This window comes from Proteus sp. G4380 (genome assembly GCF_963885725.1).
Classification (GTDB): domain Bacteria; phylum Pseudomonadota; class Gammaproteobacteria; order Enterobacterales; family Enterobacteriaceae; genus Proteus; species Proteus mirabilis.
This window is the reverse complement of the sequence record NZ_CAWPAV010000111.1, coordinates 20,850-32,533: the sequence shown is the minus strand read 5'-3', so window position 1 is coordinate 32,533 and position 11,684 is coordinate 20,850. Positions and strand designations below refer to the sequence as shown.

Below are 11,684 nucleotides of genomic sequence, written 5' to 3'. Positions count from 1 at the left end.
TAGAAATAACATTAATATTAATAAAATGTTAATTGCTAACACGGCTATTATTAATAATAAAACATAAACTTTTATAAAATAATATCAATGATATGTTTACAAATCTATACAAACAATAAGCAACAATTCAAGAAAAATATTGTCATAATAAAGGTCTGTTCTTCCTTCTATCATTATTTTGAGTGTAGCTATCATGGATATTGTTGATTCACATCGTCGTAAGTGGTTAGGCCTTGGTATGGCTGCTGTTGGTTTAGGTTTACTTCCCTCACATGCATTTGCATCATTAGCAACTCCCCGACCGAAAATTCTTCGCTTTAATAATTTAAATACTGGTGAAACTATTAAAGCCGAGTTTTTTGATGGTAAACGTTATAATAAACAAGAGCTTGCTAGACTAAATCATCTTTTTAGAGATCACCGTCAAAATAAAGTTAAAACTATCGATCCAGCCTTATTTGATCAAATCTATCTGTTACAGGTGATGTTAAACAACAATAAAGCCGTTGAACTTATTTCGGGTTATCGTTCACTCGCGACTAATAATCATCTACGTCAACACACCAGCGGTGTTGCGAAAAAAAGCTATCATACCCGTGGTCAAGCAATGGATTTCCGTTTAGTAGGTACTGATTTATCTAAAGTACGCCAAGTAGCACTAAGAATGAAAGCGGGAGGAGTGGGTTATTATCCACGAAGTAATTTTGTTCATATCGATACAGGACCCGTGCGCTCATGGTAATCTATGTAATAAATAAATAGATATAGATTAAGAAAGCGCGGAGTAAGCTATGATGTATCACATTATACCTGTGACAAATTATATGCAAAATTGCACCCTTATCTGGTGTGATGATACCAAAGAAGCGGCCATTGTTGATCCCGGTGGTGATGTCGAAACATTAATTGCAGAAATTGAACAACGTCAATTAAAGTTGACTAAAGTGCTATTAACTCATGGTCACTTTGATCACGTAGCAGGAACGGCTCAAATTGTTGAGCATTTTCATGTGCCTGTTTATGGGCCACATAAAGATGATAACTTCCTTATTGAAGATTTAGAACAACAGTGTCGTATGTTTAACTTCCCCAGTGGAAAATCTTTTACGCCTGATCAATGGTTAAATGAAGGGGATACTGTCACTATTGGTAAAACCATTACTTTGTCGGTTTTACATTGTCCGGGCCATACACCGGGCCATATTATTTTTGTTAATCACCAAAATAAACTTATCTCGATGGGAGATGTATTATTTCGTGAAAGTATTGGTCGTACTGATTTCCCTCGTGGTAATCATGCCGATCTGATTGCTTCTATCAAAAATAAAGTATTACCACTAGGTGATGATTATCTATTTATCCCCGGTCATGGCCCTATGTCTAATTTAGGTCATGAGCGTCAATATAATCCTTTCTTACAAGATGAAATGCCCATTTGGTAATTTAAAATAAAGCAAACTCTTTAAGCCCTTTATATTAAAGGGCTTTTTTATAGATGAAAAATTAAAAATGATATCGCTCATCGTCGGTAAAATTAAATATTTTTGCTGATACTATAACCTGATGTTCCTGCACAAATATGGTTCCAAGAGATACTTTCATATCGAATAGTAATATCTTCATAAGGCTGGGCATCTGCATGCGTCAGTGAATTAGGGTAATGTGCTGATATATTGGTAATGCTGGCTTTTGTTAGCTTAATGGTATAAAACTTTTCTTGATTGCCGTTTGAACTTGTTCTATAGAATTCTAGCTCGCACTCTAATAATTCATTATTTGTTATTGCAACCCCAAGTAAGGGTGAAGATTTATCTATAGGTTTTGAAATTACCACAGGAGAATGATTTAAATTTTGTGCTCGGGTTAAATCATAATCAAATGAATACACAAATATCTGATCTTCATGTCCGTGCTGATATTTATTGCCTATAGATCCTAAAGTAGAGCACCCTTTAGATATATCACCTTGAGATTTCCCTATTATCTTTAAATATATTGAATTAGCCATTATTTATAACTCCTTTTTGATATTTCTTCATATGATATTATCAACTTTATAAACACTTTTATTATGTGCCATAGTTAATACTACTAATTATTAAATCATTGATTTATAGCCCCTTAGTGGTGAGGGAGATAAATACCAAGTGGTGTTTTTCTGATCATTGAGTGTAACTGACATTTCCAATAACATATTTTCAGATAAACAGAACGGGAAAAAATGGTAAAGATGTGTAGTAAAGACAAAAGCTTCACCTCTATTTTCATATTGTGTTTTGTCAATGAATAGCGATAAAGATAAACAACGATAGGGTTTACCTTTTAAAATATAGTCATATAAATGTGTTTTTAGTTCAACGAGTCCATTTAATAATCGCTCACATTTTCGAGTGATCTGCCTATCAGTATCTCGGTAAAGAATATAATCAGAAATCATATGTTTAATAGTATCTAATGACATTAACATTGAACCATTAGCACTGTAATGAGATAACAATTTCCAAAAATGGTGATTATTTACAATAGGTGGATAACAAGATGATAATAATGTGATATTTCCCGTTTTTACTGCATCAGGCATTTTTTCGCTGTGTTTATTTAATAGACCTAACTCATTTCTTTTATATTGTTCAAAGCCAATATAAACACATGCAAAATGTAAACTAGGCGGTGTGACCATAGGATCACCTTTATTATCAAAGAAATTCAAATAATAAAGTGTATGCCCAGTAATATTTTTCTCCATTGTTAATGAATAGAAAATGGCTTTATGAAATTGGGGCATTAAACGAGAGGCGGCGGTTAATTCTGTCGTAGGATAAAAATGACAGTATATGCCACGCGCTAGCTCATGAGGCTCTAGTGATAACTCAATTTTATCAAGATCGGCCAAATAGTGATGGGTTGGAATAGGGAGTAAATAACTTGATTTATTCTTTTTAAAATCAATTAAAAGTGTATGTTTTGCTTCACTATCAATCGCTGGAGCACAGTTTAAAAAAAAGCTCTGATTACACTCTTCTTGAGTTAAAGGAAGTTGCTGACTGAAATAGATATTCACAACAAACCGCTGCTGTTGTTTCCAATCTAATTGAGTCACTATTTGTGGTATATCTAACTCAATAAAATGATGAACATGGGGTAAATAAAGACCTTCTAATAAACGTTGTGGCGCAGAAAATGAGTTATTTTTCTGTGGGAAGATTTTATAGTCATTGCCAATTTTGGGTTCAAAAGCATAATTAAGAGGATCGCCTTCATAACGTTCACCGTTATGTACCACCTCAATTTTTTCAAAGTATTGACTAAATGCGAGTAATAAAATGTCTGAGGTGGTTTTATTTTCCCCTAAAAAAACATTAAGTGCATTTGTTTGAGTTAATTCCACATCACCACGATATAATATTTCAAGAGAGATACAAGAGTGGTTTGGATGCTGAGTAATTTTTCTATCCAAAATGCTATAAGGCATGATGGTGAAATTATGGCAGAAACTAAATTGTGCCCCGTTGTCGCCAATCACCAAATGTTTTTCATTAATCTCCATGGGATAGGGGAGAATTTCACTTTGGTCAATTTGGATAATTGTTGTTGATGGTAGGCCTTTAATGGCTTGGGAATTTAGTCGTTGCAGTAGGGGTAATGTGATCTCAGGAAAAGCATCATCAATTTTATCTTGTAAACGAGCAGATAAAAAAGCAAAGCCTTCTAAGAGATAACTTGTTTGTGGATCTTGAGGATCAAGTACGCTCGCTAAATGTGGCGCTTTATCTGCATACTCACTGAACAGTTTTTGTAAGTACTGCTTTTCTTTAATATATTTAATTTCACTCATGATCTAATCCAAAAGATGAATATGAGCCGGGTTTTAAACCTTGTTGTTCAGCTTGTTTTTGTAAATCATAATAACGAGCTAATAACCCATTAATTTTATTATCAATATTATTGAGAGTTGCAGGAGAAATAGGTTGCCCTGTTTCAATTTGTACAGCGAGTTGTCGCAGTTTTTCTTCGATTGGCTCAACTTTATTGTGCTGTTTTTGAATATCATAAATTGCCGTTTTTAGATAAGAGAGTGTAAAACTGCCTCTATTTCGTTCTTGCTGAACTATTTTATTAGAAAGTTGTTGTAATAATGTCGCGGTTTCAGACCAGCTATCATTAATTGGCATATTCTCTAAGCGCGTTTGATAAAGATTTTGCCAATTACGTGTAAAATAAATTTGCTCTGCATCTGTAGGCCAAGCGTTTTTGGCTTTTTCTTGCATCGTATCAATTAGCCGTAAATTAGAAAGAGGAGAACGTTTTTCTAATAATGCTAAATGATATTCGTAGCTATTTAACTGTGGTTTAAACAACCATTTGGCAGCCGCACCTTCAGGTATTGAAGTAATCGCATTCATCTCTTGTTTTAAATAGAGATGTACACCAAATCCAACGGCTAAAAACAGTATGCAACTGAGCACACAGCCCCATATAAAACCTCGGGTCGCACTCATTTTTTTTGCTACTACAGTGAAAGAAGAGGCGGGTTGAGGCGTTTCAATCACAAAAGTGGGGGCTGCTTTGTCCGTTGTTTTCGACGGTTGTTGAATACAGACTAATGGCGGTACGCTAACGGGTTCGGCACTATCTTGTTGCGTCTGTTTTTCTTGCTTTTCAATTTGTTTGGCTAAGTTTTGGAAAAACCACAGTAAGTTTTCAATTTTAGGCAGTTTTTCCCAAGTTGTTTTAGCCAGTTTATCGATTATTAACTGTAACGCGCGCTCTGAACGATAGATTAATCGTAGATCTTTTGCTTGATAGGATTGTTGTCTTAATAAAGCGCTGGCTTTGGTATTAAACCAGTTTAATACCTCTGTACGTTGATTTGGCTTTTCCGGCCACAGGCTATCCCAATAAGTCACAATAACATTTGCTAATAACTCACATCCTTCAGTAAAACCGCTTAAACCATGCTGTTGTAATCTTGCAATGGTATAGTAAGCACCGCTTTGTAGGTCGATACCATGATTTTTAAATAGGGATAAGCAAAGTGACTCAATAAGTGTCCAACTTATTTCTGGTCGAGCAGGGTGGCTCAATTTATTAAATTCGGTTTTCAGGGCAATAAATTCAGGGGTATCAAGTGGAGATCCCCCAATTTTAATCACTAAACTTTCTGATTTCATCGCACTCAACATCCTTTTATTCCCCCACTATAAAGTGGGGGAAATCACATTAATAAAGCGTTTCAGGTAAACGGAATTTTGTGAATAATCCACCGAAGAAAGGATTATTAGATTCATCAACTATAACTCGATAAGTCATATCACCACCGTCGATTGTGAAGCGAATATCGAATGAGTTAGATTTGATATTGATGAGTTTTGCATTATCAACTAATCGCATTTGTGCCCATGGCCCAGAGAAACTGATTGAACGTGGCGATTTATCACCGGAAAGAGGCACTAAAGTCAGTTTACTTTCAATATTGGAACGCATTGAGTTTGGCCATACCAAGTGTGTCACATGGCTGCGACTATGAGCGTAATCAATCAATTGTCCATCAAGATTTAAGATGCTACGACGCTTATTACCACTTAATGACAGTGGCTCAATAGCATATTGTGCTTCTAAATTACCTTGGGCATTAAAGAAGGTTTCTCTAATACGATTGGCTATTTCAATTTGTGCTAATACATCAGCGCGGATCAATGATTGGCTATCACTATCGTTGACTAAGTTATTCTCAACGAATAAACGCAGATTTTGTTGATAGAAGCTATCTAATGTTCCATTTGGTTTGAAGAAACGTTCAAATTCACTTAAAGGAACATCTTGTTTAGCTGCTGGGTTAAATGGATAGCGACCGGCAATATAAGTATTGTATTGTTTGACAACATTTTCATTCCATTCAACTTCCATATAACGAATAGCTTCTTTTTGGACCACATTCCATGCTTGTACGGATAACTCATCGACCCAGCGGTTAAGCGGCTCTGGTAATGTTTTCGCCATTTGTGATAGCTCAAAAATAGCATCGCGATTATTATCGTTTAAGCGCATCGAAACTGCTTTAAGCGCCGCTTTCCCCGGCACTGGAGAGTTTTGGATCCCCAATAGGTAACGATGTAAGTCATTTAGTTTTTGATTCAGATTCTGTAAATTTTCCCCTTGGTTACTGACTAATATCTCAGTTTGAGGAGTAAATTCGCGATCTAAGCGGGTTAATAAACGGTAAGATGGCTCAGCCATCAGTGTTTTTTGTTCATCAAGTGGTAAATTTTCATCAATAGTTGGAATAACCGTGTTATCACGTAGAACTTGTAACGCTCGGCGTAATGGTTGTTCACCACTAATAATTTGCTCAAGAGCGGTAATTTCATCTTGTATTGAATCAAATTGACGAATTTCTAAATTGCTCATGGCATTACGCCATTGAGCCGTATAGTCACTAAGATATTGTTCACTGATTTGACGCTGAATTTCTTTACGATCACTTTCACTATATTGTGTGTTGGTGGTTAGATTAAGAACCCAAGCATCAAGTAATGTTAGCTCGACCAATTTATCATTTTGGCGGATAAAATAGTTTAATAACCCTGAGCGCGTTAAGAATTGTGGAATTTCTAATTTATCATCATCAATAGCCGTAAAGACCGTATTAAAACTTGGGCCAATTTGATGTTGTAAATTTAAAGGCGCTGAAAGCTCTTGATTAGCCTTTAAGCGTAAGGCTTGATATACACGCTGATAAAGTGACAATACACTTAACTCTGCTTGTGCATTTTTTATAGGTCCAGCAAAAGGCATAAAGGCTTTAGTGGCTGAAACAAATCCTTTTTCACGCTCTTGTTTCCAATCTGTGTGCTCAAGGGCATAGCGCAAATGGGCTTTTAGTTGCAGTTGTTTTTCACGTTGACCAGTGAACAGTTGGCTCCAATAATCAGCCATAAAATCTTCTACCATGCCATTATTACGGCCACTTTTATCTTCTAACATGCGCATAATACGCAATATCTCTAACTTATCTTCACTTCCTTTATCGGCACTGTTAAGTTCATTTAACAACCCAGACATAACCGCAGGTAAAAAGCGATCAGTGAGTAGTTGTAAATAGACTTGTTCAACTTGTGGGCCAACTTTTTGACCTTGGTAAAGACCCATATCAGAAAAGAGCACATTTTTATCACGATGATTACCATAAGCTAAGGTTGCTTCACGTAATGGATTGAGCACCGGTAATTGTAGGCTACCATCAGTATCTTTTTGAGCATTGTTCTCAATAGCACGGAATGCTTTTACCTCATTAAGAACGTTTTCTCCAGCACGATAGTTTTTGTCGTAATAGTGGCTCCAACCATTCCAAATTGCGATTAAGCCGACAAAGCTAACAGCAGTGGTGACTAATAGGCGAGTCCGATGTTTTTTAACCCAATAATGGTTTTCTGCTGCAATATTAGGCTCACTAAATAGCACTTGACTAAATAATTGGGTAGTAAAATAAGGGTGGCTATCATTAATTGGCCATGTAGTAAGAGGTGCTGTCGGTAAATGATATTGTTCGGACGCTGTTTGGCTAAACACATCATCGATTTGACCGATTTGCAATGCAGAAGTTAAATAAACCCCTCTTAAACAGATATTATGTTGCTCATTATTGATGAGCAATGCATCAATTAATGTGCATACAGAATGTTGTAACCCTTCAATTTGGCGCACGAAACTAAATAGATCACTACGCTGGTTACCTTCTGCTCTTTGTAGCATCATTTCTGGTAATGCGCTGTTCATTTGGCCTACCCATTGTGACCAAAAATGATTTAATTCCTTTTTCCAATTACTTTTTGCTTTCTGGTTGAAAGAAACACCTAGTACTTCATTACGTTGTTGAACATCTAATGATTGATACATTGAGTCAAAACCACGTAATAGATCTAGCTTGGTTAAGACGATATATAAAGGCAAGCGACTATTAAATGTCATGCGTATTTCTTCAATACGCATTTGTAAATCAGCAAGTAGCTGACTATTTTGCTCCTTACTATTGGTTAATAACGATAGGGTATCGACAGTTAAGACGATGCCATTCATTGGTTGTCTTGGGCGATTAGTTTTGATCCAATTGAGTAAATCGCCCCACAAACGGTGATAAAGTTGAGGTTTATCAGCCTGATTTGCCGGCTGGGTTAATAGATCACCATTAGGGACAAAAAGTACAGCATTGTCGGTTAATAGACATTGAATATTTAATGCAATATTTTGTTCGTTAACAATATTGTCGCTAGGCGCAATATCTAATGGGTTTACCGTATTTTTTAATAAGCTATGCTTTCCACTTTGGTTAGCACCTAAAACAAAATACCAAGGGCGTAAATAAACCGCTTTAGTATGACCATTTAAGTGACGAATAAATTGTGATTTCCAATAGTTTAAATAACGTTTTTGAAAATCAAGATCTTGTCTTACCGGATCAACTACAGCCAATTCGACATCAAGTTTTAATGCTTCCAATTTTTTAACTCGACGCCATGTTGCTAGACCAATCCAACTCACAACAAGCAATACAATAACGACGGTTGCTAACCAACGTGTGGTGACCTCGCTAAACGGTATGGAATCTTGATAACGAAATGTTGGCCCCCACCACCAGATCCAAATAATGAGCAAAGCGGGAAGTAATGCCAATAAAAATAGCAAAAAGGAGGCAATTTTAGATTTATCAGCAAAAAAGAGTTTTTTTACCGAACTCGTAATGTTTGAAATGGAGAAAACCGGTAATTTCATTATTATTGATCCCTATCCATAGTCATTGTTATTTCTGTCTTTTTGTCTATTTTTTGCATGAGTTGTCGTATTAAGTTGGGTTCCCAATCTGCAAGTGAATAATGTGAGGCAGAGGTATTAAGTTGTTGGTATAACTGTGTAGCCATATAATCCATACCTGACAATTCAAATAGTTGTGCAGACAATAATTGTCCATAAAATCTATCTCTAGGCTCTGATCTGCTAGCAAGGTTTAATTCAATAAGCTTCAGGGCCGCTTCAAGACCTTGTTGCTCATAACATTGCAAGACCTCTTGCTCTAGGATTGCAGTATTCGTATTCGATGGTGGCAATTGACCGTTTTCAGTTTGGTTATATTGCTCTAACCACTGTTGTACACTTTCAGGAAAGAAGGGTGTCATATCCGAAAAGTGCAAGTTAACAAGTTCAGGAAGACGCGCTAAAAAAATACGTAACTCTTCAATAATGCCACTTTCTACTTCCCCATAACCTAATTTAGCTGCTACTTGGGCAGCTAACATATGGCCTTCTAACCAGTAAGGAGAGAGTGAGAGACTCTGTTCAATATTGTTTAATAGCGTAATGGACGCTTGAGTCAGTTGAGCTTTGTAATCCATTACACGGTCAATTGATACGGGGGCTAAAGGCGTTTTACCTTGAGCATTAGCTTGAGGTAAGACCGTAATAGCGTGCCAAATTGCATAACGCCGTATACGATATCCTACTGAACTTTCAGGGGCTTGTTGGCAGATAACATCAGCTACTTGAAGTAATGTTTGTTTCCATTGTCTTTCATCTTGATGGTTAACGTTAATAGTTGGTGTTAAGCTATTTTTTGTCGGTGTTTCTATAGACTCGCTAACCGGCGGAGTCTGTACTTTTTCTTCTTTCTCGGCAGGTGAAGCAACAATAATCGGCGCATCGTTATTTTCAATACGATTATAATCTCTGCTTAAATCATCAATTTGTTCTGCAAGTGCCGGGCTTTGTTCATGCCAAAATTGCGCTAGAAAGGCGAACGAGCCTAGAATATCATCACGCATCGCGCTGTTGGCTGCATGACAAAAACTCTCACTCGCTGTTTCAAAACGTTTCAAAACTTGATTGGCTAAACGTGATTTCAATTTCATATTGGTTGGGTAGCAACTTTGCCAATATTGACGATTAAAATCAGTTAGGATCTGTGCTGCCAATACTAATTCTTTTGGCTCTCCAGCATGCTGTAAAGTACGTAATAAATGGACTAAGATCCGAAAATCTTTAGTCTGCGTTTCAAATAGGTGTAAACAGCGACGCTGGATCTCTTTAATATCTAATTGACCATGACTGAGTGAGCCGAACTTTATCATTTCACTGTCAATATATTCCCAGTCGGCATCATTATCATTGATAGCACTACTGACTTGCTGTTCATCAAGCGCTGTCAGTAGCTGTTGTTTCCATGCATAAGAAGTATTGTTCATCATGATTTCTACCAGTGGCAAGCCGCTCTTAAAGGGATTATTTGTTGTGAAATACCTGAAATATTGAAGGTGAGTTTTTCGTTATTAGATAATTTCAATGTCAATCTTTCAGCATTTAACAAGCGTTTAATTTCATCTATGCCCGGTATACCGCGGCTTGATTCCAATACATAACCGTTTTCACGTAAAAACCATTCTGCAGTAAATTGTGTTTTATCCGTTGAAACCATCACACTGCCAGCATCTTGTTTTGTTGGCAGGATAATTTGCATCCGAGTAATGTTATCAATACAGCTCAGCATTAAGATGGGGCGAGGCGGTTGAAAGCCAATCGCTGGAATGGTCATTAATACGGGATAATCACCGGTTTCTGGTACTGAGACGAGAAAACCTGCACTGTTTCCCGTCCGTTTCATTTCATGCTCTGTTGCTTGGCGCCATGTTTTACCCATTTGAGTAACATCAGGCAGTGCATTGGAGGAAGATGTTGAAGAAAGCGCAATTTTGTCATAACAATCTAAACGAATTAGCTGAGATGATTCCAAACGGCATTGAGTTAATTCCTCAATCATTTTCTGATTAAGATTATTTTCGGCCTTTCCCGGTGAAGTGAAGAGTAAAGGGAGTAATGTGCAGAAAAAGATTTTCAATACGTTCATTTTATACTCCGTATTTCTTCAATTTATATATTAACGCTCGTTTAGAAATACTAAGCTGTTCTGCCATGGCGTTAATATCTCCTTTCAATTCTTGCTGTTTATCTAATAAAATTTCTTTTTCATAATTTTCTATAGCAACTTCTAAATCATTAACTCCTTTGATTTGTATGGTAGGAAGTGCAATAGTCGCTACAGATGCGGTTAATTTATCTAACGTTTCATTAAGCGTGGTTTCTTTTTCCCTTTGTAATTGATTGATATATTGCAAGTAAGAGATTTTTTGTTGCATATTTGATAATTCAAAAAGATGCTTTAATTGATGATTAAATAGTTCACAATAAATAGGGAAAATACCTTGCTCGATATTTTCTAGCTCTTCAGCTTGCCCTAAAAGAATAATCGTGCCACATGCTTTATGGTTAACATCATAGATAGGCAAACTATACAATCCAGTGTTCACCGGAAGCTGTGAAATAAAACCGCGCATAGCAGCATTATTAATATAACTACCTTGTTGTAAGTTTTGCCAAAATACAGGTTCACCCTTAAATAGCAGTTGAATTAAAGGGTGATCTGCATCGGTAATATCGGTATCTAAAAAATGGCTTTGCACTTGAAGTGTTAAGTCGATATTCCAACTTTCCAATTTATTTTCAGCTTTATTCATTAACGAAATAATTAACCCACTCAGTGAGCTACGAAAAAAGCTATATTTTAGAAATTGAACAGCTAGCGTCTCTACATCATGACATTCTAGTAGTGCAAGCGCATTTTTTAGTCTCGCTTTCATTGC

At 36.4% G+C, this 11,684-nt stretch carries 9 protein-coding genes; 2 read left to right on the top strand and 7 right to left on the bottom strand.

Annotated features, from left to right (window positions below):
* Window positions 1-193: 193 nt before the first annotated feature.
* Window positions 194-742: a YcbK family protein gene (locus AACU98_RS10040; RefSeq protein ID WP_004244605.1), complete on the top strand. Its 549-nt coding sequence runs from the start codon at window positions 194-196 to the stop codon at window positions 740-742.
* A 49-nt stretch (window positions 743-791) separates the two neighbouring features.
* Entirely contained in the window at window positions 792-1,442 is a 651-nt protein-coding gene (locus AACU98_RS10035; protein ID WP_004247640.1) for an MBL fold metallo-hydrolase, read from the top strand.
* Window positions 1,443-1,534: 92 nt separating this feature from the next.
* Here the strand turns inward: AACU98_RS10035 and AACU98_RS10030 are convergent, their stop codons facing one another.
* The 7 genes from AACU98_RS10030 to AACU98_RS10000 form a co-directional block, all read right to left on the bottom strand.
* On the bottom strand, window positions 1,535-2,008 hold the full coding sequence (locus AACU98_RS10030; protein WP_004244607.1) for an Hcp family type VI secretion system effector: 474 nt from the start codon (window positions 2,006-2,008) through the stop codon (window positions 1,535-1,537).
* A gap of 90 nt (window positions 2,009-2,098) precedes the next feature.
* Window positions 2,099-3,835 carry a type VI secretion system baseplate subunit TssF gene (locus tag AACU98_RS10025; protein WP_161735879.1) on the bottom strand — a complete coding sequence of 579 codons (1,737 nt, stop codon included), beginning with the start codon at window positions 3,833-3,835 and terminating at the stop codon, window positions 2,099-2,101.
* A complete protein-coding gene (locus AACU98_RS10020; protein WP_223307218.1) occupies window positions 3,828-5,171 on the bottom strand; it encodes a VasL domain-containing protein in 1,344 nt (447 codons plus the stop codon). The genes AACU98_RS10025 and AACU98_RS10020 overlap by 8 nt, the downstream gene beginning before the upstream one ends.
* Window positions 5,172-5,220: 49 nt before the next feature.
* Window positions 5,221-8,769 carry a type VI secretion system membrane subunit TssM gene (tssM, locus tag AACU98_RS10015; RefSeq protein ID WP_004244610.1) on the bottom strand — a complete coding sequence of 1,183 codons (3,549 nt, stop codon included), beginning with the start codon at window positions 8,767-8,769 and terminating at the stop codon, window positions 5,221-5,223.
* A gap of 2 nt (window positions 8,770-8,771) precedes the next feature.
* Window positions 8,772-10,235 carry a type VI secretion system protein TssA gene (gene tssA / locus AACU98_RS10010; protein WP_049218377.1) on the bottom strand — a complete coding sequence of 488 codons (1,464 nt, stop codon included), beginning with the start codon at window positions 10,233-10,235 and terminating at the stop codon, window positions 8,772-8,774.
* Between the two features lie 5 nt (window positions 10,236-10,240).
* A complete protein-coding gene (gene vasI / locus AACU98_RS10005) occupies window positions 10,241-10,891 on the bottom strand; it encodes a type VI secretion system-associated protein VasI (RefSeq protein WP_004244612.1) in 651 nt (216 codons plus the stop codon).
* 1 nt (window position 10,892) lies between these two features.
* On the bottom strand, window positions 10,893-11,681 hold the full coding sequence (locus AACU98_RS10000) for a helix-turn-helix domain-containing protein (RefSeq protein ID WP_004244614.1): 789 nt from the start codon (window positions 11,679-11,681) through the stop codon (window positions 10,893-10,895).
* Window positions 11,682-11,684 lie beyond the last annotated feature (3 nt).

Bases quoted from the DNA above. Each gene is read 5' to 3' on its own strand.
- AACU98_RS10040 (WP_004244605.1), top strand. From the start codon at position 194: ATGGATATTGTTGATTCACATCGTCGTAAGTGGTTAGGCCTTGGTATG.
- AACU98_RS10035 (WP_004247640.1), top strand. From the start codon at position 792: ATGATGTATCACATTATACCTGTGACAAATTATATGCAAAATTGCACC.
- AACU98_RS10030 (WP_004244607.1), bottom strand. From the start codon at position 2,008: ATGGCTAATTCAATATATTTAAAGATAATAGGGAAATCTCAAGGTGAT.
- AACU98_RS10025 (WP_161735879.1), bottom strand. From the start codon at position 3,835: ATGAGTGAAATTAAATATATTAAAGAAAAGCAGTACTTACAAAAACTG.
- AACU98_RS10020 (WP_223307218.1), bottom strand. From the start codon at position 5,171: ATGAAATCAGAAAGTTTAGTGATTAAAATTGGGGGATCTCCACTTGAT.
- tssM (WP_004244610.1), bottom strand. From the start codon at position 8,769: ATGAAATTACCGGTTTTCTCCATTTCAAACATTACGAGTTCGGTAAAA.
- tssA (WP_049218377.1), bottom strand. From the start codon at position 10,235: ATGATGAACAATACTTCTTATGCATGGAAACAACAGCTACTGACAGCG.
- vasI (WP_004244612.1), bottom strand. From the start codon at position 10,891: ATGAACGTATTGAAAATCTTTTTCTGCACATTACTCCCTTTACTCTTC.
- AACU98_RS10000 (WP_004244614.1), bottom strand. From the start codon at position 11,681: ATGAAAGCGAGACTAAAAAATGCGCTTGCACTACTAGAATGTCATGAT.